General features: G+C 65.4%; 23 protein-coding genes, 1 tRNA gene and 2 pseudogenes. 11 read left to right on the forward strand and 15 right to left on the reverse strand.

From position 1 onward, the window contains the following. Positions 1-14: 14 nt before the first annotated feature. Positions 15-1,301: an EAL domain-containing protein gene (locus DPR14_RS00720; RefSeq protein WP_158043453.1), complete on the forward strand. Its 1,287-nt coding sequence runs from the start codon at positions 15-17 to the stop codon at positions 1,299-1,301. On the opposite strand, the gene DPR14_RS00725 is transcribed toward DPR14_RS00720, so the two are convergent. The 7 genes and pseudogenes from DPR14_RS00725 to DPR14_RS00750 form a co-directional block, all read right to left on the reverse strand. Then, on the reverse strand, positions 1,273-1,932 hold the full coding sequence (locus DPR14_RS00725; RefSeq protein ID WP_158043454.1) for an ATP-dependent Clp protease proteolytic subunit: 660 nt from the start codon (positions 1,930-1,932) through the stop codon (positions 1,273-1,275). The two genes, DPR14_RS00720 and DPR14_RS00725, sit on opposite strands and share 29 nt — an antisense overlap. A gap of 110 nt (positions 1,933-2,042) precedes the next feature. After that, the gene (gene msrB, locus DPR14_RS00730) at positions 2,043-2,501 is read right to left on the reverse strand and encodes a peptide-methionine (R)-S-oxide reductase MsrB (protein WP_158043455.1); all 459 of its coding nucleotides are present in this window, start codon (positions 2,499-2,501) and stop codon (positions 2,043-2,045) included. Between the two features lie 125 nt (positions 2,502-2,626). Next, positions 2,627-2,803, reverse strand: coding sequence for a hypothetical protein (locus DPR14_RS27060; RefSeq protein ID WP_192499204.1), 177 nt, complete (start codon positions 2,801-2,803; stop codon positions 2,627-2,629). 103 nt (positions 2,804-2,906) lie between these two features. Then, positions 2,907-3,563: a hypothetical protein gene (locus DPR14_RS00735; RefSeq protein WP_158043456.1), complete on the reverse strand. Its 657-nt coding sequence runs from the start codon at positions 3,561-3,563 to the stop codon at positions 2,907-2,909. Positions 3,564-3,707: 144 nt separating this feature from the next. Continuing rightward, complete coding sequence (locus DPR14_RS00740) at positions 3,708-4,862, reverse strand: glycosyltransferase family 4 protein (protein ID WP_158043457.1); 1,155 nt, start codon at positions 4,860-4,862, stop codon at positions 3,708-3,710. 98 nt (positions 4,863-4,960) lie between these two features. Next, a complete protein-coding gene (locus tag DPR14_RS00745) occupies positions 4,961-6,190 on the reverse strand; it encodes a glycosyltransferase (protein ID WP_158043458.1) in 1,230 nt (409 codons plus the stop codon). 281 nt (positions 6,191-6,471) lie between these two features. Further along, a pseudogene (locus tag DPR14_RS00750) lies at positions 6,472-6,685 on the reverse strand (winged helix-turn-helix domain-containing protein); the annotation flags it as partial. A 520-nt stretch (positions 6,686-7,205) separates the two neighbouring features. On the opposite strand from DPR14_RS00750, the gene DPR14_RS00755 reads away from it, so the two are divergent. The 5 genes from DPR14_RS00755 to DPR14_RS00775 all read left to right on the forward strand — a co-directional run bounded on the left by DPR14_RS00755 (position 7,206) and on the right by DPR14_RS00775 (position 11,556). Beyond that, positions 7,206-8,216, forward strand: a complete 1,011-nt coding sequence (locus DPR14_RS00755) for a PstS family phosphate ABC transporter substrate-binding protein (RefSeq protein ID WP_211103885.1) — start codon at positions 7,206-7,208, stop codon at positions 8,214-8,216. Positions 8,217-8,394: 178 nt separating this feature from the next. Then, entirely contained in the window at positions 8,395-9,261 is an 867-nt protein-coding gene (gene pstC / locus DPR14_RS00760) for a phosphate ABC transporter permease subunit PstC (protein ID WP_211103886.1), read from the forward strand. After that, complete coding sequence (gene pstA, locus DPR14_RS00765; protein WP_211103887.1) at positions 9,261-10,220, forward strand: phosphate ABC transporter permease PstA; 960 nt, start codon at positions 9,261-9,263, stop codon at positions 10,218-10,220. The genes pstC and pstA overlap by 1 nt, the downstream gene beginning before the upstream one ends. Before the next feature lie 52 nt (positions 10,221-10,272). Next, a complete protein-coding gene (pstB, locus tag DPR14_RS00770) occupies positions 10,273-11,148 on the forward strand; it encodes a phosphate ABC transporter ATP-binding protein PstB (RefSeq protein ID WP_246148682.1) in 876 nt (291 codons plus the stop codon). 114 nt (positions 11,149-11,262) lie between these two features. Beyond that, positions 11,263-11,556 (forward strand): hypothetical protein, encoded by a 294-nt coding sequence (locus DPR14_RS00775; protein WP_158043460.1) that lies wholly within the window; start codon positions 11,263-11,265, stop codon positions 11,554-11,556. A 40-nt stretch (positions 11,557-11,596) separates the two neighbouring features. Here DPR14_RS00775 and DPR14_RS00780 read toward each other — a convergent pair whose 3' ends face one another. Beyond that, positions 11,597-12,658 (reverse strand): DEAD/DEAH box helicase family protein, encoded by a 1,062-nt coding sequence (locus tag DPR14_RS00780; RefSeq protein ID WP_192499206.1) that lies wholly within the window; start codon positions 12,656-12,658, stop codon positions 11,597-11,599. Beyond that, positions 12,655-13,410 carry a hypothetical protein gene (locus DPR14_RS00785; RefSeq protein ID WP_158043462.1) on the reverse strand — a complete coding sequence of 252 codons (756 nt, stop codon included), beginning with the start codon at positions 13,408-13,410 and terminating at the stop codon, positions 12,655-12,657. The genes DPR14_RS00780 and DPR14_RS00785 overlap by 4 nt, the downstream gene beginning before the upstream one ends. Before the next feature lie 384 nt (positions 13,411-13,794). On the opposite strand from DPR14_RS00785, the pseudogene DPR14_RS00790 reads away from it, so the two are divergent. After that, positions 13,795-13,917 (forward strand): annotated as a pseudogene (locus tag DPR14_RS00790) (IS6 family transposase); the annotation flags it as partial. Positions 13,918-14,133: 216 nt separating this feature from the next. Here the strand turns inward: DPR14_RS00790 and DPR14_RS00795 are convergent. Continuing rightward, positions 14,134-14,210: transfer RNA gene (locus DPR14_RS00795), tRNA-Arg, on the reverse strand. A gap of 119 nt (positions 14,211-14,329) precedes the next feature. Further along, complete coding sequence (locus tag DPR14_RS00800; protein WP_158043463.1) at positions 14,330-15,922, reverse strand: gamma-glutamyltransferase family protein; 1,593 nt, start codon at positions 15,920-15,922, stop codon at positions 14,330-14,332. Positions 15,923-16,141: 219 nt separating this feature from the next. Here DPR14_RS00800 and gpt point away from each other — a divergent pair, with 219 nt between their 5' ends. After that, a complete protein-coding gene (gpt, locus tag DPR14_RS00805) occupies positions 16,142-16,609 on the forward strand; it encodes a xanthine phosphoribosyltransferase (RefSeq protein ID WP_407697002.1) in 468 nt (155 codons plus the stop codon). 24 nt (positions 16,610-16,633) lie between these two features. Here gpt and DPR14_RS00810 read toward each other — a convergent pair whose 3' ends face one another. From DPR14_RS00810 to DPR14_RS00825, 4 genes are all read right to left on the reverse strand, one after another. Then, a complete protein-coding gene (locus tag DPR14_RS00810; protein WP_158043465.1) occupies positions 16,634-18,322 on the reverse strand; it encodes a methyl-accepting chemotaxis protein in 1,689 nt (562 codons plus the stop codon). Positions 18,323-18,504: 182 nt separating this feature from the next. After that, positions 18,505-19,338: an ABC transporter permease gene (locus DPR14_RS00815; RefSeq protein ID WP_158043466.1), complete on the reverse strand. Its 834-nt coding sequence runs from the start codon at positions 19,336-19,338 to the stop codon at positions 18,505-18,507. A gap of 11 nt (positions 19,339-19,349) precedes the next feature. Then, a complete protein-coding gene (locus tag DPR14_RS00820) occupies positions 19,350-20,297 on the reverse strand; it encodes an ABC transporter permease (protein WP_158043467.1) in 948 nt (315 codons plus the stop codon). Between the two features lie 19 nt (positions 20,298-20,316). Further along, entirely contained in the window at positions 20,317-21,807 is a 1,491-nt protein-coding gene (locus DPR14_RS00825; RefSeq protein WP_158043468.1) for an ABC transporter substrate-binding protein, read from the reverse strand. Positions 21,808-21,992: 185 nt separating this feature from the next. Between DPR14_RS00825 and DPR14_RS00830 the strand changes: the two genes are divergently transcribed. From DPR14_RS00830 to DPR14_RS00835, 3 genes are all read left to right on the forward strand, one after another. After that, positions 21,993-22,700 (forward strand): hypothetical protein, encoded by a 708-nt coding sequence (locus tag DPR14_RS00830; protein WP_158043469.1) that lies wholly within the window; start codon positions 21,993-21,995, stop codon positions 22,698-22,700. Between the two features lie 156 nt (positions 22,701-22,856). Further along, positions 22,857-23,072, forward strand: a complete 216-nt coding sequence (locus tag DPR14_RS28815) for a hypothetical protein (protein ID WP_343038688.1) — start codon at positions 22,857-22,859, stop codon at positions 23,070-23,072. Next, complete coding sequence (locus DPR14_RS00835; RefSeq protein ID WP_343038689.1) at positions 23,036-24,256, forward strand: AmpG family muropeptide MFS transporter; 1,221 nt, start codon at positions 23,036-23,038, stop codon at positions 24,254-24,256. The genes DPR14_RS28815 and DPR14_RS00835 overlap by 37 nt, the downstream gene beginning before the upstream one ends. Positions 24,257-24,377 lie beyond the last annotated feature (121 nt).

Here is a 24,377-nt window from a genome sequence, read left to right on the forward strand (position 1 = left end):
GTGGGATTTCCGCCATGATGAAGCCTGCCAAGACGGATCGTCCCGCATCTGACTGGAGCCGGGTCAAGCCTGGCGAGAAACCGGCGGCAGCGCCGGCGAAGCCCCAGCACGACGATGCCAAGCTGCTGGCCTTGCTGCACTCGGCCAAACGCGAGCTGCAGGGGCTGCGCCTCGTTCACCTCCACCTGTCCCTGCTGAAAGACAAGAACCTTGGGGACATCGCGGTGATCCGCCGGGCCGTGCAGGAAATCTCGGAGAACTCGGCCTTCCTCCAGCTTTTCAGCCTGTCGAACGAAGACATCATCTTCCTCTACAAGGGGATCAAGTTCTCGACCATCACCGATATCTGCCAGAAGATCGAGCGGCTGATGCTGTCGCGAACGCAGATGATGGGGCTGAACCCCTACCGCGAGGACAGCCTCTATTCGATCATGGAGCTGTCGCTCAACTTCGTGAACGTGATCCGCTTCATCGAAGGACTGGATGTCACGGGAGGACCGGACGGCGTAAAGGCCAGGACCAAGCCCTCGATCACCCTCGAGGAACTGGCGCGGATCGAGCGCCAGATGGCGATCTTCGACCTGTCGCCCTTCATGCTCAACCAGCCGGTGATGGACATCCGGCCGGAAGCCCGGAACCACCGTGAGTATTTCGAGCTGTACATCGCGGTCAAGAGCGTGGAGGACAGGCTCAGCCCCGAGTTCGACATCACCGCGAACCGGTGGCTGTTCAACTATTTCACCTCGAATCTCGACCAGTCCATCCTAAAGACGCTGAATTACGGCATCGATTTCATCCGCGGCCACAAGATCGGCCTCAATATCAACCTTACGACCGTCCTGTCGGCGGCGTTCGTGAAGTTCGATGAGCGGCTCACGGCGGAGCTGCGCGGCAACGTGGTGCTGGAGATCAACAAGGTCGACCTGATCGAGAACGAGAGCCTCTACCGGGAGGTCGTCGATTTCGCCAGGAACCGCGGTTACTCGATCTGCATCGACGGCCTGACGCCGTTCTGGGTCACCCACATGGACCTGGAATACATGGCCTGTGACTATGCCAAGGTCTTCTGGTCGCCGGACATGCTGGAGATGGACCGGAACGAGTACCGCAATCTCGAGGAACGCATCAACAACCAGGACAATTGCCGTTTCATCCTGGCCCGGTGCGGCACGGTCTCCGGCCTGCTGTTCGCCCACAGGATCGGCATCCACCTGGTCCAGGGCCGTATCGTCGACAACATCATCCGCAAGGGCGTCAGCGTTTCCGACGCGATCAATACCGCACGGGTAATGGACGACTGAGCAGGGCGGGACCCGTCTCGGCCAGGCCCGTGAAGAAACCGTCGCCGCGCTGCGCCAGCTGAGCGCCGCTGAGGGCCAGCCCCCGGCGGGAGTACAGCGCCCGAATTGCGGGATCGGCCAGATGACGGGCAAATTCGGGCGAGACGCTGGCATAGGTGTTGGCGATGCCGCGCCGGGTCATGCCTTCAATCAGGTCGACGACCGGCCGGGGCAAGGGGAGCCGGCCGACATAGAGTGGCGCATGGAACCGGAACCGTGACTTCGGTCCCGCCAGCCGGTGGTCGCCCGCGGCGAAGATCAGGGTGCAGGACGACATGCATTGCGCGGTGTCGGCGACGCTGGTCATGACCGTCCAGTCCCCCGCCTGCAACTTATCATGTATCTGAAGGGCCGCCGAAACGTCGCCGCCCGGGCTGTCCAGGTGCAGCCGCACCTCTGGACCGCTGGCGGCGTTCAACTGGTCGAGCACCCGGTCGGCGGTTGCCTGGGTGATGATCCCGGAAATCTCGATGTCCCGCAGTCCGTCCAGGGCGGCGGGCCGACCCATGCCGTCGCCCGTCACGAGCCCCCGGGCGCAGCCGGAGAGCGCCGTCAGGATAAGGCAGTGGAACAGGACACGCCGAAAGCGCATGACACGAACCCAAGCCAGCAGCCCCTCCGCGGGACCGGAACGCTTGGATTCGTATCACATTGTTTCTTTAATTATAGTTAATGCGGTCACGCCGCAACGGGATCGAGACGTCAGGCGGGGCGGAAACCCATGGCCACGCCGTTCATGCAATAGCGCAGCCCGGTCGGCTTGGGTCCGTCCTCGAACACATGGCCCAAATGCCCGCCGCAGTTGCCGCAATGGACTTCCGTGCGGGTCATGAAGAAGGAACGGTCCTCGGTGGTTTCCACTGCTCCGTCCAGAGGCTGCCAGAAGCTGGGCCAGCCGGTGCCGCTCTCGTACTTCGTTTCCATGGCGAAGAGTTCCTGGCCGCAACCGGCGCAGACGAAGGTGCCGGGGCGCTTCTCGGCATTGAGCGGGCTGGTCCCGGCGCGCTCGGTGCCGTGCTCGCGGAGTACATGATACTGTTCCGGCGTCAGCTGCTGGCGCCACTCGGCATCCGCCTTCTGGACCGGAAACTGGGTAGCCGATGCCTGGTTCGTGCCGCCGGTCAGCGACTTGAACAGTCCGCCTGCGCCGAGGATCGCCATGGTGCCTCCAAAAAACTGTCTTCGATTCAAGGGGATCGCTCCTGGGCCGATAATCGGCCGCTGGACCTTGATATGGTGTTCGGTGGCCTCCCGGAAAAGCCGCCTCCGGGTCGGGGACGATCTGTTCAGGCGCGTCGCTTGATCCGGCGCCACGCATACAGCCCGGCCAGGACCACCAGGCCGGCCGCGGCGGCCGCGAACAGGATGATCATCAGAAGACTGCCCAACAGGGCGCTCAGCGTGTCCCAGAAGCCGAACATGGCGATCAGGACGACGAGAATAAGGAAGATGATCAAGGGCATGGAAGGTTCCTGTCGGACGGCGCGGGTGGCTTGCGGACCATCCTGAAACCGCTTGGGAACTCCGAATGTTCCGGCGCCCGGCCTTCCGGGTGCTCCGGGCCGGTCAGGCCTTCATGTTCACCTGGCCGCCTGGCGGAGCCGCGGCCCGGGCCTTGCTGCCGGCGGAGGCTGCGGCGTCGGCGCTCTGCTTGGCCTGCTGCTCGATCCGGCTGACGGCGGCCGACGTCTGCTGGGTCAACGCCTCGGTCTTCGGCAGCGCCTTCATGGCGTTCTTCGTCTGCTCCACCGCCTGCCGGTAGCCCTGGCTGATCGCCGCGGCCTGGGAGGCGAGCGCCTCGGTCTTGGGCAGCGGTTTCGCGGAGTCGTTGCCCTGCTGGACCGCCTGCTTGTAGCCCTGGGAAATCGCCCCGGCCTGGCTGACCAGGGCTTCGGTCTTGGGCAGCGGCTTGGCCGCCTGCTTGCCCTCCTCGATGGACTGCCGGTAGGCTTGGCTGATGGCGCTGGCTTGGCTGACCAGCGATTGGGTCTTGGGCAGCGGCTTGGCCGCCTGCTTGCCTTCCTCGATCGCTTGCCTGTAACCCTGGCTGATCGCCGCGGCCTGGCTGTTGAGTTGGTCGACCTTGGGAACCGGTTTGGTGGAGTTGTTGGTCTGATCGATGAGGGCCTGCGACTTCTGGACGTTCTGCTTCATTTGCTGGACCAGTTCCGTCACCTTCGGCGCTGAGCGCATCAGGGAGGTATCGACGGCGGAGACAACCATGGCAGAACCTTCGGACCCTGCGTCACCCGGAAAGGCGACGCCAAATCTATAAAATGCGATCAATTGCAAGATACGACCGAAAGCGTGCGGTGTCCAACGCCAAATGGGCATTTATCCTTCGACCGACCGCCGGTCGGCGAATCGTCATGACGTCGCCGCCTGCAACTCCTCATACAGTGAAATCGTCCGGTCGACGCATGAGGTCCAACCGAAGCCGCGGGCGCGCTCAATCCCGGCGGCGATGCAGGAGCGGCGGAGTTCCTGGTCCGTCAGGATCCTCTCCAGCCCCGCGGCCAGGGCATCGTCGTCATGGGGATCGACCAGCAGCCCGGCCCTGCCCACGACCTCGTGGATGCTGCCGGTGTTGGAGGCGAGCACGGGCGTCCCGCTCGCCATCGCTTCCAGGGGCGGCAGACCGAAGCCCTCGTAGAAGGAGGGAAACGCGAAGGCGCCGGCGCCCGCATAGAGGACCGGCAGATCCGCTTCGGGAATATAGCCGAGTCGCCGGACGCCGCCCTCCCGGGCCAGTGCGGCAAGCGACTGCTCCATCTGGCTTTCCCGCCAGCCGGTGGCGCCGCACAGGACGAGCGGAAACTCCGTCCGCAGGTCGGCAGGCAGGCGCATGAAAGCTCGCAGCAGCCCGTGCAGGTTCTTCCGCGGCTCGATGGTCGCGACCGACAGGATATAGCGGCCGTGCCGCAGGCCGTGGCGGTCCATCACCGCCCGGGTTTCGTCGGCGTCGTACGGCCTGAACCGTGCATCGACGCCGACTGGTATGGTCACCACGGCGGCGGGATCGAAGGCGAAGGTCTCGATCACCTCGCGCCTGACGAAGTCGCTGAGGGTGACGATCCGGTCGGCGCGGCGCAGCGATTTTTCCAGGTTCCGGTCCAGGTAGCGGACCCGCTCGGGCGGATGGTGCTGCGGGAAATGCATATGCGACAGGTCGTGGCAGTTGACGAGGCAGGGGCCGTCGAAGGACTTCAGGATGAAGTTCGGTTCATGATAGACGGCGCCCCTGATCTTGCGGGCGCTTCTCCGGAAGACCGCGTTCCGCGCGAGCAAGCGCATCTCGTAGGCGTAAGGCAGGGAGCGCAGGAGCGGCCTGATCCTGCTCTCTCCCGGTTGCTCGTCGGAAGCATGGATCACCCGCTTCAAGTCGACCCATCGAAAATGCGAGAAGCAGTGGAGATCGTCGCCGAAGCCGCGGGCCAGCAGTCCCGCCAGGATCTCGGAGGTGTACCGGCCGATCCCGGTGACCGGCGGTTCGAGCGATTCGACGTTGAGGATGACCTTCATGGTGTCGCGCCGCCTTGATCTCTGCTGAAAGAGCAGTCATGAATTCAAGTTTGCAATTTAAAGTTTAATATTTTTGTCGGTTCAGTATCATTTTTCGATCAGCGGTGCCGTCGCTGTTCCTCAGATGCCTGCCGATACACATCGAAGGTCCGATCCAGGAAAGACTTCAAGCTGAACATGAATTCCGCGCGCTCGCGCCCGCGCCGCCCCATGGCGGCGGCCATTTCCTCGTGGTCGAGCAGATGGTTGAGAGCCTCGGCCAGCCGGGCCGGAGATCCGGGCGGCACGGTCAGGGCCTCGATGCCGTCGCGGGCGACCCAGGGGACCGCCGTCGGCAGGTTGGTGTTGACGATCGGCCGTCCGCAAGCCATGGCCTCGGCTTGGGCTATGCCGAAGGTTTCGCTCTTCTCGACCGACGGCAGGGTGAAGACGCGGCAGGCGTGAAGCAGGGATTGCAGATCCTGCCGCTCCAGATATCCGACCAGCGTTACCCGGTCCTGGAGGCCGGAAGCGGCGATCTGCCGCCGCAGCGGCTCTTCGAGCGGGCCGGTCCCGACGATGACGAGGTCGCCCTTCACCCGGCGCATGGCATCGATCAGGACGGCGAATCCTTTGTAGGGCACGAGCCGGCCGGTCGCGACGATCAGGCGCGGATGCAGCGCGCGGATCTCCTGGATCCGGTGCCGCTGGGCATCGCTCAGCTTCGTCCATCGGTCGACATCGATGCCGTAGGGGACCACCACGCACTTGGCCGATACGGATTTGAGAAACGGCGACTGTTCGATCATGACGGGCGCCGAAACGATGATCCGGTCGGCCCGCCGAAGCGCGCGGCGGATGAAGGGGCCGACCACCGGCAGAATGCGCCGCTGGGCCACGATCTCCGAATGCCAGTGGACCACAAGCGCCGTCCGTTGCGGGAACCACAGGCTTACCGCCAGATCGACCAGCGGGAAGGGCGCGTGGTAGTCGACCACATCGACCCGGCGGGCGGTCGACCAGAGATCCACCGGATAGGCGAGGGAGATCGGCATCGACCAGACGCTCCGCAACGCGGAGGTCCGATGCACCTCGATACCCTCGACCAGTTCGGACCCGCCGGGCCCTTTCACCCGGGAGACCAGCACCTCGGAGCGGCAGCGCCCGGATAGGCCGGCGGCGAGCAGCCGCATGACCTCCGGGATTCCGCCGTTCACCTCCGGGATGAAGACCTTGAAGGCATGGGCGACCTTGAGGAGGGTCGTTGCGGAGGGAGGATCGCCGGCCCCGTCGCGGACGTCACCCCGATGGACGTCGGGAGCGGCCAAGCGAAAATCCACATCGGCCATGGTAACTCACCCCGTCCCGCGCCAGTCCCCTGAAGGGAGAATCCCGAAACCGGCCTTCGCGGGTGATCGCAACAGGGATCAGGACGCAGCCGATTGCCCCGCATTTTATGGGATGCCGGGGAGGGCGTCAACGAAAGGGGTATTTCTTTTACGCAAGTCCGACGTGTGGACAGGGAGGGCGAGCCGGGCCGCACATCCAGACGCCGCGAACGCTTCGGCAAAAACGAAGAAGGCCTGGAAAACCGTCGTTTTCCAGGACCGCCCGTTGTTTCCGGTCGTGCTCAAAGGTGCCCACGTGAATCCAAGGCGTAACCCGCAGAGCGCACCGTCCGGATCAGATCACTCTCGCTGTCGCCGTTGATCGCATTGCGCAGTCGGCGGACATGAACGTCCACCGTTCTCGGTTCCACGAAAACATCGTGCCCCCAGATCGTGCCCCCAAACGGCGTCCAGCAGCTGTTCCCTCGAAAACACACGGCTCGGGTTCATGAGGAAGTCCGCTCCTGCCCGCTCGACGGGGCTGTTACCCGCTCCCTGAATCAATTCTGGACTTCGCCCAGAAGTCCGCCCGCTTCGACACCGCCCCGACGCGCTCCCGTATCACCGATAGGCGACATGCTGAGAACCGGCGTCTCCCGCAGGCAAAAAGGGGGGCCGTCCGATCGCTATCCCGGAGACTTCAACATTGCGGCGTTTAATGAAATTGGGATTGCAGGTATGTGAAGTTCCTGCGACAGCGTATCACGCTGGTTGGCAAAGCTGCTGGATCTCAATTCACTGAAATTTGATGGCAAATGCAGTTAAATGCTGCTTTAAATACTGCCAATTTGTTTTGCCCTACTATCGGTAAGACTGCTCTTTTATTGGCATTCGTGGGAGATATTGAGAGAGCTTCATGAAATTGTAACATTTCTGTCATGAGCCAGCAATTCGTTAACCATATCTTAAGCGCGAGTTGGGCCGCCGCGATAATGCGGTGCTGTCCGGGGGAATGTACGAATACAAGGAGAGAATCGTGAAGCTGACCCCTTGCGCCGGCGCTTTCGCACTGGCAGCCGCGACGCTGATCGCCGCTGACGCCAATGCCCAGAACGTGCCGACCGTCGTCATCGACGGATCATCCACGGTTTTCCCCATTTCCGAGGCAATGGCCGAGGAGTTCCAGTCTGAAAAGGCGGGCGCTACCCGTGTCACGGTCGGGGTGTCCGGCACAGGCGGTGGGTTTCAGAAGTTCTGTCGCGGCGAAACCGACATATCGGGTGCCTCGCGGCCGATTTCCTCCAGCGAGATGAAGCAGTGCCAGGAAAACGGTGTCGAGTACATCGAGATGCCGGTAGCCCTGGACGCGCTCGCGACCATCGTCCACCCGAACAACGACTGGCTAGAATGCGCGGACGTCGAGGATTTGAAGAAAATGTGGCAGCCGGAGGCGCAAGGAACCGTCACTCGGTGGAATCAGGTCCGGGGAGAGTGGCCGGACGCTCCGCTTGCACTGTATGGAGCCGGTACCGATTCGGGGACCTACGACTATTACACCTTCGCGGTCGTGGGCAAGGAGCATTCCAGCCGCGGCGACTACACCGCGACCGAAGACGATAATATCACCGTGCAGGGCGTGTCCACGGATGTCCATGCCTTGGGCTTCCTCGGCTTGGCCTACGTGACGGAAAACATGGAGCGGATCAAGCCGGTCGCTATCCGCCAGGCGAATGGCGAGTGCGTCCTCCCCAGCGTCGAAACCGCCGCGGACGCCAGCTACCAGCCGCTGTCACGTCCGATCTTCTACTACATCTCGAAGAAGAGCGCCGACGAGAAGGAACATGTCCGCGAATTCGCGGCCTTTATCTTCGATGCCGAGAACCAGAAGGAACTGGTGACCGAAGTCGGTTATGTCCCACTGCCGGCCACAGCGGCGGAAGCGGCGATGAAGAAATTCGAAGCCCGGACGACCGGCACCTTCTTCGGCGGATCCTCCAAGATCGGTGTCAAGATCGAGGATCTTGTCAGTGCCAGCGGCGCCAACTGAACCACCCCGGTCCGACTAACCGCTTTGACTGCCGGTTCATCCACGTCCACGGCGGCTCCGGCTGCCGTGGCGTTCCCCTATTGCATATCGGGTCCGAACAATGGCGGAAAATTCCATAGCTCCCGATCGTATGACGGGTCGCTTCGCTGTCAGCCCCAGCTACCTGCGATGGCGCCGGATGGTTGCGAGCAGCATGTATGTCGTCCTATTCCTTGCGGCCGCACTATCCGTATTCGTGACAACTGCCATCGTTTACATCCTCGTCTCGGAATCATGGTCGTTCTTTGCGACGATACCGATCATAACGTTCCTGACCGACACCCAGTGGACGCCATCCTTCGCGAACCCCCGCTATGGAATACTACCCTTGCTGACCGCAACTTTGTGGGCGGCCGGCATTGCCCTGGTTATCGCAATACCTCTTGGAACGATCCTGGCTATCTACCTTAGCGAGTATGCGCGCCCTGCCGTCAGGGAGACCGTCAAACCGTTCCTCGAACTCCTCGAGGCGGTGCCGACGGTCGTCTACGGCTATTTCGCCCTGCTTCTTCTGACCCCGCTGTTCCAGAAGCTGATTCCCGGACTGAGCGGCTTCAATCTCCTGGTTCCGGGCATCGTCCTCGGCATCATGATCCTGCCCTACATCGTCAGCGTCAGCGAGGACGCCATGCGGGCCGTGCCATCGACCCTGCGCGAGGGTGCCTACGCCCTGGGAATGACCCGGTTCCAGGCTGCCATCCGAGTGATCGTTCCCGGTGCCTTCTCCGGCATCACGGCCGCCTACATCCTGGGGATGTCGCGTGCGGTCGGGGAAACCATGGTGGTCGCCATCGCCGCCGGCCAGAACCCCAATCTTACCGGAAACCCCCTCGAGGGCGCCGCGACGATCACCGCCTATATCGTGCAGATGAGTCTCGGGGACCTTCCCCACGGTTCGCTGGCCTATCAGACGATTTTCGCGGCGGGTCTGACGCTTTTCCTGATGACGTTCGCCTTCAACATCGCCGGCTTCTATCTCCGCCGCCGTTTCCGCGAGGTTTACTGATGGCCGCTTCGACAGATACCCGTGAGTCGTCGATGTCGGTCCGGATCGACCCTCACCAACGCGAACGCCTGGTCGCCCGCGCGCGCCGGAAGGACCTGATCTTCGCGGTCGGCGGGGTCATCGTCCTGTTCATCTCGATGGGGCTGCTGATCACTTTGCTGGTCGATCTGGCGATCGACGGCATCACACGGATCGATCTCGATTTCCTGACGAATTTTCCCTCGCGACGGCCTGCCGATTCGGGAATTCTCTCGGCCTGGGTTGGAACGACGCTGGTCATGTTCGTGACGGCGCTCCTGGCGATCCCGCTGGGTGTTGCCGCCGGGCTCTACCTGGAAGAGTATGCGCCGAAGAACTGGGTATCCAACCTGATCGAAATCAATGTGGGCAATCTGGCGGGCGTTCCTTCGATCATCTACGGCCTGTTGGCTTTGGGATTGTTCGTCTACATGCTGGGCTTGGGTCAGACCATCCTGGTAGCAGGCATGGTGCTGGCTCTACTCATTCTTCCGGTCATCATCGTCTCCACCCGCGAGGCGGTGCGCAGTATCCCGCTCGCCGTTAAAGAAGGAGCCTACGGGATCGGTGCCGACAAATGGCAGACGATGTGGCACTTCATCATTCCTGCTGCGAGGCCGGGGATCCTGACCGGCGCGATCGTCGGACTGGCGCGCGCGATTGGGGAGACGGCGCCGGTGATCACGATCGGGGCCCTGACCTTCATCGCCTTCCTGCCATCGTCACCCATCCAGGGCGATTTCCCCTTCATCAACTTCGATTGGCTGAACGCTCCCTTCACGGTCATGCCGATCCAGATGTTCAATTGGGTATCCCGTCCCCAGCCGGGCTTCCACATCAACGCGGCGGCGACCGGCGTCGTCCTGATGGCGATGACCCTGACCATGAACGCGGTCGCGATCTGGATCCGCTTCCGTCTACGTAAACAACTGGCATGGTAGGCCGCCTCACGGAGTTCTGTAACGTGAAGCGTTTGGAACAAGGAATAATCGAATGGTCGAGCCGATGACGCAGCCGATGGCACCACAACAAAGCCAGCGAGCCGAACGCGACCGCGGTGAAGAAAGCCCCGACGATATCGCAGAACGCCGCAGGAACCGGTTGAAGGAACCGCTCAGGGTGGATGTTCGCAACCTGTCCTTCTGGTACGGCAACTTCAAAGCACTGCACTCCATTCACCTTCCGGTAGCAGACCGGAAGGTGACGGCGCTGATCGGGGCGTCGGGATGCGGCAAGAGTACATTGTTGCGATGCTTCAACCGGATGCACGACCTGTATCCGGGCAACAAGTACGAGGGCGAGATCCTCATGTTGCCCGAATGTGACAACATTGTCGGTCCCAAGTCGGACCCGATCGTGGTTCGCCTGAGGGTCGGCATGGTCTTCCAGAAGCCCAACCCCTTTCCGAAATCCATTTTTGAGAATGTCGCCGCCGGCTTGCGGATCCGCGGCTTTCAGAAGCGGTCGCTGCTGGAGGAACGCGTCGAAGAGGCGTTGGTCCAGGCCGCCCTTTGGGGAGAGGTGAAGGACCGCCTACATGCGTCCGCCTACGAATTGTCGGGTGGGCAGCAACAGCGCCTATGTATCGCGCGGGCGCTGGCCCCGGAACCGGAGTTGATCCTGCTGGATGAGCCGACTTCGGCGTTGGACCCGATCGCCACCGCCCGGATCGAGGAGTTGATCGACGAACTGAGGAACTCATACTCGATCATCATCGTCACGCACTCGATGCAGCAGGCGGCACGCATTTCCAACTATTGTGGCTTCATGCATATGGGAAACCTGGTCGAGTTCGGCGAAACCGATCAGATCTTTTCCCGGCCACGCGACAAACGGACTGAGGACTACATCACTGGACGTTTTGGCTGAGAATAGGAATTGGCCGTCGCGGGTTCCACCGAACGAGATGTAGGCCGGCATGTTGCAGGGATATATGGGATCGCGTAAGGGACGGCCTATTTCGATGCTCCGGATTTCGTCCTCATGCCGCAACCTCGCGCCGATGCCGTGCTCAGCGCCATGGCTGACACCGAACCCACCCAGCGCGATGGCCACATCCAGGCTATCGCCGGGAAAGGGCGGATGGCTTGGCAGCGCGACAGCGACCATAATGAAAGAGCCCCCGCCGAGGGCCGGTTCGCGCGCTGGAAACAGGTCATCGGTGACGGGCTGCGTTTCCACAGCGACGAGGCCAGGGCAACCGAGGTTGCCGTCGCCGCCCAAGTCCTCGACCGAATGCTCGACCTTGGATGCCCGAACTCCGTCCGCGTCGCCTGATCAAGAGCGGGGAATAGAGACTTCTTCGCCTCTTCCTTCTCTATGCAACACGTTGGCCCCATCGGCCGATCGTGTGAAAGCGGTCCGGCTGAAGAAACTCAGGCGATGTGGCAGGGTAAGGCGCTTTTTTCGCCATATCCGGCGCGACTGCGCGTAGGGCGGCTTGCACCTCGCCATCCTGACTGGCGCTCGCCAGAGCCTCCGGATCGATCCATCGAAGCTGTCCCGCCTCGAAGCGGGCGTAGACGCGCCCCGTGCCGCGGTCGGCGAAGTTCACCCGGGGAAACTTCCGAACACAGCGGACCAGATATCCCGCATTCTTTTCCGGGGCCATCGCCTCCTGGTCCGGATAGACCTCCTCCGGCCGCCTGGAATCGACGTTGATCTTCCGGTAGCGTTCCAGATTGAGTATGCACCGGACATCCAGAATGTTCATCTCGCCGCTCCAGCCGAACGCGGCGGTGAGAGGCACCTCTCCGCGCGGGACGCTGTTGTCGAGGAACTCGAAGTGAACGGACATGTCCAGGGCAAGTGCGCGCCCGAACAGGATGTTCTGCATTCCTGTATAGGCCTCGACGTTGTGCGCGAGCAAATCATCCACGGACTTGTATCGCCCAACCTCCAGGCCGCGCTGCCAGGCGCGCTCGACCGTTTCCTCGGGAGGCGTCACCATGAACAGATAGCAGAGCAGATTACCGAAGCGGGACGGCAGGTGCCTGCTCTCATCCGATTTGAGCGCGAAGCTGTCGAAGCGGAAACGGTCGATCAGGAGGTGCGAGATCTGCCGCTTGTCGCCCGTCCGCACCAGGTGAGCGTCAAGCTTCCGATCGATGATCGTGACCTCCTGACTCGTGAGCATGCCAGCGTACTTGTACAGTGGGCCCAACGATTCGAAATCGAGCAGGGCCTTTCTCCAGGTGTCGGGACTGATCAGCGCGAAGTCTTTCCACTGTATCCCCATCTTCGCAGCCAGCTTCCTTTGCAGCGGCCGCATCGTACTTTTTCCCGATGCGGACGCGCCCTTGGTCAACATGGTGACTGGCCGATCCTGGGCGGGGAGTTGCCGAAATCCTTCGCTTTGCGCAGTATCGCGGATTTTCACCTCGAGGAATCGACCGATAACCCTGCCGCCATGGTCGTTGCAGGCGAGGTCCAGAGCGAGAGACGGGAGGAATGTGTGTTCCCCAGGATGCGGTCGTGCTTCAGGCGGATCGCTGAAGCGACCCTCACGAGCGATCGAAAAGCGGCCTTCTCCAGCGCCGTCTCGCTCGTATGTGCCCGCATGCTCCACTCGAGGATGACCCGTTCGTCGCGGTCCCATTCGCTTTCCACGACAGGCGCCGCAGCAACGGTCGGCTGCTTGCGGAACCATGCCCAGAGCCCGCGCGGAGCTTCGGCCTGTTTACTGAAGGGACCTGCCCGGGTGCGGCGGAAAGAACCCGCTAATTCGCTCCTGATGAAGTTATCGAGATCAGATCTCGCCTGTTGGTAAAGATCATTGATCTCGGACCGGTTCGGATCGACGACCAGCGACATAAGCGTCTGCGCCATGCGCCGCAGGTTCATGCCCAGGCTGCTGACGCTGGCGTCCTCGGGGTCGGGTATTTCATAATCCGCCGTGACCCGCACCAGCACTTCGTGCAAGGCCAGCCGTTCCGGCCGGAAGATCGCCAGATCCTCGATAGGCAATCCGGTGACGTCGCGGAGTTCCGTGGCTTGCGTGATGTCACTGAAGGAGTTCTCCGACCGAAAGATGGTGGAGAGCTCCAGCAGCTCACGGGTGAGGCCCGACTGGATACCAGGGTTCCAGGGACCTTCAGGATGATCATCCTTATCCCTCTGATGTCTTTGCATGGTTAGGCGCATCCGTTCGGGTTTGTGCCTTGCTTCTTGATCAACCTCTCGATGAGTTCCGTCCTTCGCCTGGAGCGTCGATCGGACGGTCCCGAATACCGATCGACGTGTTGATGGCCATTTTCCTTCGATGATTAGGAATTACAAGGCCATGAAAGCCGTGGTGCTGTTTTGTGATCCCGATTGGAATGGCCATATCGGATGATTTCGCGGCGATTGGGTGGTTTGGTGCATCAGGGTGGGGATGAGGCAGTCGGCAGGTGGAAGTTGGCTCGATGGTGATCCCGAGGGCTTCGCCGGCCCTGGACAGCCGCTCGCCCCGGTAACCGAGATCGCCCAAGGCTGTTCCCTTGAAGCCGCGGCATCGTCAAGTTGGCGGCGGGCCGGGCGGAAAATTCGCACCAGCCAACAAGGCGACGAGAACGCCAGATGAAGCGGTTCAAGTCGGCCCGACAGGCTCAGCGCTTCCTGTCCGCCCACGATCAGATCAACAACCTCTTCCTCCCGCCCAACAAGTCGACGATGCCCGCTGCTCCATGGGTTCCCCGGCGCGTCGCTGGTGCCGGAATTGGTGCCTGCGCGGTTTCCGGCACCGGCCGGATGGTCGCCGAGGCGGCTGAAACTGCCGCGCCGGTGGGTACCCGGTGGGTCCCCAAACGACCGGGGCCGCCCGAAGGCGGCCCGGAGGTCGATGTCAAACACTTGGATTCTTTGTGATGTAAGTGGCGCGCCCGAAGAGATTCGAACTCCTAGCCTTCTGATCCGTAGTCAGATGCTCTATCCAGTTGAGCTACGGGCGCTTGCCATTTCCCGACCGCCTCCTGCGAGGCGTTGGACCGTGCGGTCCGTCGTGCGGCATGTAATTAGCCAATGAGCCCGCGCCGCGCAACCCCCTTCTGAAAGATTTTTGCAGGCCGGGTCAGAAGGCGGCCACCGCCCCGTCGGAGCGGCAGTCGGAGGCTCCCTCGATGGTGCCGTTGGGGTGGAGTACCAGGGCGCCGGCATGGCCCATCATGTCGCTGAACGGCTCGACCACCTCGACGTCGTGGCCGGCGGCACGCAGTGCCTCGACCACCTCGGGAGCGAAACGGGATTCCAGCTTCAGGTTCGTGCTGTCGGCGCCCCAGGTGCGGCCCAGCAGCCAGCGAGGCGCCGTCACGGCCCGCTGCAGCTCCTGTCCGAACAGCCCGTAGCGGCTGAAGACCGCCGCCTGGGTCTGCGGCTGCCCTTCGCCGCCCATGGTGCCGTAGGGCATCACCCGGCCGTCGTCGAAGCGGGCCAGCGCCGGGTTCAGCGTGTGGAAGGGACGCATGCCGGGGACCAGCGCGTTCACGGCGCCCGGGTCGAGGGAGAAGCTGGAGCCGCGGTTCTGCCACAGGATGCCGGTGTCCCCGGCGACCACGCCGGAGCCGAACTCCCAGTAGGTGCTCTGGATGAAGCTGACCGCCCGGCCGGCGCCGTCGATCGCTCCCATCCAGATCGTGTCGGCGGGAGGACCCGAGCGCGGCCAGGGCATCGCCCGCGCCGGGTCGATCCGGCCGGCCCGGTCGGACAGGGCGGCTTCGGTCAGGAAGTCCGCCGGATTGGCCGTCATGCGCGCGGGGTCGGTCACGTGGCGGTCGCGCACCAGGAAAGCCTGCTTGGTCGCCTCCACCAGGCCATGGACATGGTCGAAGCCGTCGGCCCGCGTGACGCCCAGCCGGTCGAACAGGGCCAGGATCATCAGCGAGGCCAGCCCCTGGGTCGGCGGCGTCATGTTGTGGAGCGTGGCGTTGCGCAGGCGGGCGTACAGCGGCTGGACGGTGCGCGCCCGGTGCGCCTCCAGGTCGGCGAGCGCCACCGGGCTGCCGGCCCGCTCCAGGCCGGCGGCGATGGCGCGGGCGAGGTCGCCCCGGTAGAAATCCTCCACCCCGGCGGCCGCGATCCGCTCCAGCGATGCCGCCAGTCCCGTCTGCCGGAAACGCGCGCCGGGCGTGGGGACGGCCCCGCCGGGCAGGAAGACCGGAGCGAAGCCGGGCACGCTCTCCAGCTCCGCCCGCTTGGCCGCCGTCAGGCGGACTTGGCCGCCGGTCACGGGCATGCCGTCGCGGGCGTAGTGGACGGCGTCCTCCAGCAGGCGGGAGAGCGGCAGGCGGGTTCCGGGCCAGTCCCGGCCCGCGGCCAGCGCCGCCCCCCACCCGGACACGGTGCCGGCCACGGTGTTGGCGGCCAGCGGGCCGCGGGCGGGGATCGCGGCATGGCCCTGTCCGCGGTAGAGGTCCGGGACCGCCGCCGCCGCCGCGGCGCCGCAGGCGTCGATGCCGACCGGCGGCTTGCCCGGTTCCGCGATCAGCCAGAAGCCGTCGCCGCCGATGCCGTTCATGTGGGGATAGACCACCGCCACGGCGGCGGCGGCGGCGACCATCGCCTCCACGGCGGTGCCGCCGTCGCGCAGCACGGACAGGCCGGCCTGGGCCGCGAGATGATGCGGGGCGACGACCATGCCGCGGCGGGCGGATGCGGTGTTCAGCATGTCTGTGGTTTCCATGTGGGAGCCGGTGGAACGCGTTGGCGTCAGGTTAACGCGTCCGGCGCCGATGCGCTCCGCAAACCTGGCCCAGCCTGGTCCGGAGCGTCATGGCCCGGCGGGGCGGAGCGTCCGATTGCCGCGGACCCGCCTGTAAGTTATAAGCGGCCGATCATACCGGGTGGACAGTCGTGCTGGAGAGTGGCCGTGGCCAATAAGGACAACATCAAGCATTTCCCCGTTTCTTGGGAAGAACTGCACCGTCATGCCAAGGCGCTGGCCTGGCGCATGGCCGAGAAGGGCCCCTGGGAGGGCATCGTCGCGGTGACCCGAGGCGGTCTGGTGCCTGCCGCGATCATCGCCCGCGAACTGGACATCCGGCTGATCGATACCGTCTGCATTTCCAGCTACGACCACCAGAACCAGCGCGAGGCTCGCGTCCTGAAGGGCTTCGAGGGTGACGGCGAGGGCTGGCTGATCATCGACGACCTGGTCGATACCGGCAAGACCGCCACCGTGCTGCGCAAGATGATCCCCAAGGCGCATTTCGCGACGATCTACGCCAAGCCGGCCGGCCGGCCGCTGGTCGACACTTTCATCACCGAGGTGAGCCAGGATACCTGGATCTACTTCCCCTGGGACGTCGAGCTTCAGTTCACCCAGCCGATCGCCCTCCAGCGCGGCGGCCGCTGAGCCGCCGCGCCGCAGGGGAGCCGGTCACGCGCTCTTGACGCGGGTGATGAAGTCGCCGACCTCGCGGTGCAGCGCCTCGGCCTGATGGGCCAGGCCGGCCGCCGCGTCCAGCACCTGGGTGGCGGTCCGCCCGGTCTCCCCGGCGGCGCCGTGGACGCCGTTGATGTTGGTGCTGACCTCGTCGGTGCCGCGCGACGCCTCCTGGATGTTGCGGGCGATCTCGCGGGTGGCGACGCCCTGCTCCTCGACCGCGGCGGCGATCACGGTGACGATCTCGTCGATCCGGGTGATGGTGCCGCCGATGGCCTGGATCGCGCCGACCGCGCCCGAGGTGGCGCTCTGCATGCCCGAGATCTGGAGGGATATCTCCTCGGTCGCCTTGGCGGTCTGGTTTGCCAGGTTCTTGACCTCCGACGCGACGATGGCGAAGCCCTTGCCGGCCTCTCCCGCCCGCGCCGCCTCGATCGTGGCGTTCAGGGCCAGCAGGTTGGTCTGGCTGGCGATGTCGCTGATCAGGTTGACCACCTCGCCGATCTTGTCGGCGGCGGCGACCAGGCCGGCGACGCTGCCGTTGGTCCGCTCCACCTCGGTCACCGCGATCCCGGCGACCCGCGAGGACTCGCTGACCTGCCGGCCGATCTCCCCGATGGAACTGCTCAACTCCTCCGCCGCCGCGGCGACGGTCTGGACGTTGACGCGCGCCTGGTCGGAGGCGGAGGCCGCGGCGGAGGACTGGCGCGCCGTCTCCTCGGCGATCGCCGACATGGATTCCGAGGTGGAGCGCATTTCGGCCGCCTGCGACGTGACCGCCTTGACCACCTGGTCGATGTTGACGCCGAACTCGCCGGTCAGCCGCTCCAGGTTGCGGCTGCGCCGCTCCCGGGCCTCCTCGTCGGCACGGCGCTGCTGCTCCAGGGCCGCGGCGTGCCTCAGGTTGTCCCGGAAGACGCCGATGGTCCGCGCCATCTCGCCGATCTCGTCGCCGCGGTCGGTGCCCCTGACATCCACGCCGGCGTCGCCCGCGGCCAGCCGCTTCATGGTGCCGGTGACCTCGCCGAGCGGTCCCGTCACCGTCCGGCGCACCACCAGGATGGCGAGCCCCGCCGCGGAGCCGACGCCGAGCACGGACAGCAGCACCAGGGTCAGAAGCATGCGGTCGTAGAAGGCGTCCAGCTCGGCGGAACCGGCGCCGACCATGTCGGCGTTCAGCGCGGAGATCGCCTGCAATTCCTTGTTGAACGCCTGCCGGTTCGCCCGGTTGGCCTCGTTGTCGCCCCATTCCCGCGCGGGAGCGGCGCCGCCCTGGCGGCCCAGCTCGACCAGCTTGGCGCGGAACCGGACGAACTCGGCGGCGTTCTCCTCCACCTTGCGGAACTGGTCGAGATGGTCGGCCGGAACCAGGGGCCGCCATTCCCGCATCAGCTCCTCGATCGCCTTGAGGCTGTCCAGCAGCGGCTTGCCGAATTTCTCGACACGTTCCGGGGTCTCCGCCATGTAGACGCCGCGCGAATCCATCACGACCGCATTGACCAGGCCGTTGACCCGCTCGCCCAGCAAGGCGCGGGTCGAAGCCGCGGTGATGGTATCCACCTGGGCCTCGTATGTCCTCAGCGTCACGACGCCGACGGCGCCGATCAGGGCCGCGATCAGCCCCAGGAAACCCACCAGGAAATAGATCTTGGTGGAGATCTTCAGTGATTGGAGCCGTCTCATCGGCCTGTCCTCCGGGTTTATTTCCGCCTTGCCGGGGCGGATTTTTGAAGGGTTCGTCACAGGGTTTCCTGCCGAACTCTGCGGACATCAAGTCACCGGTAGGGTCGATCACATTCCATTAACAACTATAAAATACTCGCAAAAGCATTTGTGCTATGTTCCCTGTCCGTATACTGCATAAGTCATCTGAGATTCGTCATAGGCCCCCGCGCGCGGGGGTCAAGCAGGTCGCGCAGGCCGTCGCCCAGCAGGTTGAGACCGAGCACGGCCAGCGCGATGGCGGCGCCGGGAAAGACCGCGAGCGTCGGGCGAAGCGCCATGAAGGTCTGCGCCTCGTTCAGCATCTTGCCCCAGCTCGGCGCCGGCGGCTGGATGCCCAGGCCGAGATAGCTGAGCCCGGCTTCCGCCAGGATCGCCACGGCGAAGGAGATGGTGGCCTGGACCACCAGGGCACCGGCGATGTTGGGCAGCACATGGACCAGGGTGATCGACAGCGGCCCGCGTCCCAGGGCGGCCGCCGCCCGGACGAACGGGCGGCCCATCACCTGGAGGGCGGCGCCCCGGGTCACCCGGGCGAACACGGCGACATTGAAGATCCCGATCGCGAGGATGGCGTTGACCGCACCCGGCCCCAGCAGGGCGGTGACCAGGATCGCCGACAGGATCGCCGGGAACGCGAAGGTCAGGTCGGTCAGCCTGCCCACGGCCTCGTCGGTCCAGCCGTCCAGAACGGCGGCGGCCAACCCCAGCGGCACGCCCGCGGCCATGCCCAGCCCGACCGCGACCGCGCCGACCGCGATCGAGTTGCGCGCCCCGACCATGATCATGGACAGGATGTCGCGGCCGAAATGGTCGGTGCCGAGCCAGTGCGCGCCGCTCGGTGGCTGGAGCCTGGCCGCGATCCGCATCGCTTCCGGCGGATAGGGGGTCCAGGCCAGCGAGAGCAGCGCCAGCGCCGCCATCAGCAGGGTCAGCGCGCCGCCGATCAGCAGGCCCGAATGGTTGAAGCGCCTCATGCCCCGGGGGTTCACGGGAGGGCCTTGGGCCGCGGGTCGATCACGGCATAGAGGACGTCGACGATCAGGTTGACCGCGACCACCAGCGCCGCCATCACCATCACCACGTCCTTGACGACGATCAGGTCGCGCTGGCTGATCGCCTGGAACAGCAGCCGGCCCAACCCCGGCAGGAAGAAGACGTTCTCGACCACGATGGCGCCGCCCAGCAGGAAGGCGAACTGGAGCCCGACGATGGTCGTGATCGGGATCAGGGCGTTGCGCAGGACGTGCCGCCGCATCACGGCGCCGGGCCCCAGGCCCTTGGCGCGGGCGGTGCGGACGTAATCCTCCCCCAGGCTGTCGAGGATGGCCGCCCGGGTGATCCGCGCCAGGATCGCGGCCTCGGTCAGGCCCAGGGTGAATGCCGGCAGGGCCAGGGCCTTGAGCGCCGGACCGATGCCGGTCGACCAGCCGGGAAAGCCTCCGGCGTCGAACCAGCCCAGCCCGACCGACAGCCACAGCACCAGCAGGATGCCGAACCAGAAATTGGGGATCGCCACGCCGAGCTGGCTGAAGGCCATGACGGCGTAATCCGCCGGACGGCCGCGCCGGGACGCCGCCGCCATGCCGAGCGGCAGGGCCACCGCCGTGGACAGCAGGATCGCCAGCGCGGCCAGCGGCACGGTGACCGCCAGCCGGTCGCGCACCAGGTCCCCGACCGGCACCCCGTAGGTGTGGCTGACGCCCATGTCGCCGCCCAGCAGCCCCCCGATCCAGGCCAGGTAGCGGACCGGAACCGGCCTGTCCAAACCCATCTGGGCGCGCAGCGCCGCCAGCGTGTCGGGCCTCGCATCGACGCCCAGCATCAGCAGGGCCGGGTCGCCGGGCAGCACCTCCAGCACGGCGAAGACCACCAGGGAAGCGAGAAACAGCGTCAGTCCCAGGCCGACCAGGCGCCGGGCGAGGAAGCCGGTCATGTCACTTCCACGAGACGGCTCACTTCCACGAAACGGCGGTCACGTCGTTGGCCGGAACCGGGCTGTTCTCCCACAGGCCGGTCAGCCCGGCCTTGTGGACCCCCGCCTTGGGCAGCTGGAACAGGAAGACGTTGACGCTGTCCTCGGCCAGGATGCGCTGGGCGTCGCCATACAGGGCGGCGCGGCGGTCCGGCTCGACGGTGCGGCTCAGCTCGTCCATGACGGCGCCGAAGCGGTCGCTGCGGTAGCCGAAGTAGTAGTCGGGCCGGTCGTAGATGTCGATGTCCAGCGGCTCGACGTGGGACACGATGGTCATGTCGAAGTCCCGGCCGCGGAACACCTGCTCCAGCCAGGGCGCCCATTCCATCGGCTCGATCCGCAGGCGGATGCCGGCTCCGGCGAGCTGGGCCGCGATGATCTCGCCGCCGCGCCGGGCATAGACCGGCGGCGGCAGCCTGATCACGGCGTCGATCCCGTCGGGATATCCCGCTTCCGCCAGCAGCGCCCGCGCCTTGGCGGGATCGTGGGGATACAGGCCGGTCAGGTCGACGTAGCCGGCGCGGTGCGGGGCGAAGTGGCTGCCGATCGGCGTGCCGTAGCCGAACATGGCGCCGTCGATCACGTCCTGCCGGTTGACCGCGTGGGCCAGGGCGCGGCGCACCCGGACGTCGTCGAACGGCTTGCGGGCGTTGTTGAGCGCCAGCACCGTCTCCCCCTCGGTGGTGCCGACGGTGACGGTGAAGCTCCTGTCGGCCTCCAGGACCGGCAGGGATTCGGTGGCGCCGATGTTCGGGAAGGCGTCCACGTCGCCGGAGCGGACGGCGTTCAGCTGGGCCGCCGGATCGCTGATGAAGCGGAACACCACCTCGCCCAGCTTCGGCACCGCCGGGTCTCGGAAGTCGGGATTGCGCGCCAGCACCACCCGGTCGCCGGAAACCCAGCGGTCGAACCTGAAGGGGCCGGTGCCGACCGGCCGCTGCCGGTTGGTCGCGGCGGTTTCGGGCGCCACGATGGCGGCGTCGTTGGAGCCCATGTTGAACAGGAACTGCCCGTCGGGACGGGTCAGGGTGACGGCGACGGTCAGCGGGCCGGGCGTTTCGACCGACCCGATCGCCGAGAAATAGCCTTTCTGGGCATTGACCGAGTCGGCCCCGCGCGCCCGGTCCAGCGCGAACTTGACGTCGGCGGAATCGAACCCGGTGCCGTCATGGTACTTGACCCCCGGCCGCAGCTTGAAGGTGTAGGTCAGGCCGTCGGGCGAGACCTCCCAGCTTTCCGCCAATCCGGGGACCACCTCGCCCCGCGCGTCGATCCGGGTCAGGCTCTCGAACAGGTTGGAATATGTGACCTCGTCGATCGCGGCGGCGGCACCGGCCGTCGGGTCCAGGTGCGGCGGCTCCAGCTGCATGCCGATGACCAGGCGGTCGCGGTTCTGCGCCGCGGCTCCGGCCGGCAGCAGGGCGCCCGCCGCCAGCAGCGCCGCGGCGATCAGCAAGGGTGAGGATTTCATCGGCAAGTCTCCGCTGGCCTGGTCGCGCGGGGAATTGTTGCGCGGGGAATGGTTGCGCGGCGCATGATGGAGGGGGAGGGTCCCAGGATCAAGGCCAGGGGCAAGTCCGGAGGCACCTCGGCCATGGTGCGGTCCCTCGGCGGCATGTTAAACAGCGGACTCAAAGCTGCAGGGAGACAGGATTCATGTCGGTGAAGCGCCGCACCTATGTCGTCGGTGTCAGCCTCGGGCTCACGTCCGAGGACATCCGGGTCGAGGAGGAGATGTCCGTCGTTCATCTGGGCGATCCCCCCTTCACAATGGCCGTGGCGCCGCCCGGCGACCCGCGCGAGTCCATGATCGCCCTGAGCGACGGCAGCTTCCTGACCGACCTGGTCTGGCTGACGCCCAAGCGGGCCAAAGGCCGCGTACTGTTCAGCCTGATCGAGGCCGCCGCCGAGGCGGTGGAGTACCAGCTCGACATGACCGACGAGATGCTGGGCGAACTGGCCGCCGAGGTCGAACTGATGGAACGCGAGATGGACGACGACGACGAGGCCGATCCGGTCGAGTCCTTCATCGAGCGGGTCAACAACGGCGAGATCAGCGAGCTGGACGTGATGGACTTCGCCAATTTCGAGGACTTCCGCCGGGTCCTGGGCGACGAAATGACCGAGGACGATTTCCAGTACCACCGCGCCACCATGGACGAGCTGGTCGAGGAGGCCCGCATCCGGGGGCTGCCGGTGATCCGGACGACCGCCGACCCGCAGGAGTTCCGCGACTGGATGGCCCTGCAGGAGGGGATGGAGCCGGGGCCGCTCGCCATGCTCGCCTTCGCCGAATATCTTCGGGCGCGCCAGAGGGGCGGGGAGCAGGACGGCGGGGAGCAGGGCGGCGGGAACCAGGAGTGATCGGGGCTCGGTGCCCGGTGCTTCGTCCGCGGTGATCGTGCCGTGTTGAACATGGCCTGATTGATCATGGCTTATTAACCATGGCCGGGATAAACCGGTCGCATCCGTTTTCCGGCTTTTCCATTTTCCCGTTCTCCCGGCGGAGTTTCGATCCACGTGGCACTGTCGTCCTGGACCAGCGCGGCCTCGGTCTATCTCGACCGCCGCGTCATCGCGATCATGTTCCTGGGGTTCTCCAGCGGGCTGCCGCTGGCGCTGACCGGCGCCACGCTGAGCGTCTGGCTGGTCGAAGGGGGATCGCCAAGACCGCGATCGGCCTGTTCGCGCTGGTCGGATTGCCCTACACGCTCAAGTTCGCCTGGGCTCCCCTGATCGACCGCCTGAGGCTGCCGGTGCTGACCCGGCTGCTGGGGCGGCGGCGCGGCTGGGCGGTGCTGACGCAGGTCGCCCTGATGCTGTCGCTGCTCGGGCTGGGGTCGACCGATCCGGTCGCCGAACTGTGGTGGATGGCGCTGTTCGCGGTCTGCGTGTCGTTCTGCTCGGCCAGCCAGGACATCGTGCTCGACGCCTGGCGGGTCGAGATCCTGGACGAGAACCAGTACGGCGCGGGCGCCGCGGCGGTCGTGCTGGGCTATCGCGTCGGCATGCTGACGTCCGGGGCGGGGGCGCTCTATCTGGCGAGCGTCCTGCCCTGGTCGCTGGTCTACGCCGTCATGGCGGCGCTGGTCGGCGTCGGCCTCGTCACCATGCTGCTGAACCGCGAGCCGGACATCCGGGCCTCGCCCGAATCCGAGCAGCGGGAGCGGTCGGTCGCCGATTTCCTGGAGCGGCGGCCGGGGCTGAAGGGCTGGCGCGCCGAGCTGCTGGCCTGGCTGTTCGGAGCCGTCGTGGCGCCGTTCGCCGATTTCATGACGCGCCGGGCCTGGGCCGCGATCCTGCTGTTCATCGCGATCTACAAGCTTGGCGACGTCTATGCCGGCGCCATGGCGACGCCGTTCTACCTGGAGCTGGGCTTCAGCAAGATCGAGATCGCCAACGTCACCAAGGCCTTCGGCCTGGGCGCCTCGATCGTCGGCGGGCTGCTGGGCGGCGTCGTGGTCAGCCGGTTCGGCGTGATGCGCAGCCTGCTGGTGTGCGGGCTGCTCCAGATGGTGTCGAACCTGATGTTCGTCCTGCTGGCCCGCAGTGGCCACGACATCGGCATGCTGACCGTGGTGATCGCGGTCGAGAACGTGACCGGCGGCATGGGGACGGCGGCCTTCGTGGCCTACCTGTCGAGCCTGTGCAACGTCGCCTACACGGCAACGCAGTACGCGCTGCTGTCGTCCTTCTCCGCCCTGGGCCGAGACCTGCTGGCGGCGTCAAGCGGCTGGCTGGCCGACCGGATGGATTGGGTGACCTATTACGCCCTCTCGACCTCGGCGGCGCTGCCGGGGCTCCTGCTGCTGCTCTGGCTGATTCACGTCGCGCGGGCGTCCGGTGCGCCGGGGGCGGGGGCGGATGTCAGCATTCGTCATGGTACGGGCGCCGCTTCCGAGGGCTCCGGTTCCGTCTGACGGCCGGCGCGCCGGCCCGGCGGGGTTCCGGGATCACGGATGGGCACGGATATCCACGGATGGGCACGGATGGCGTTCCGGTTCGGGGAGCCGTTGCATGGCGCGGTGGGAAAGGCGATAT

This window comes from Skermanella pratensis (genome assembly GCF_008843145.1).
Taxonomy (GTDB): Bacteria; Pseudomonadota; Alphaproteobacteria; order Azospirillales; family Azospirillaceae; genus Skermanella; species Skermanella pratensis.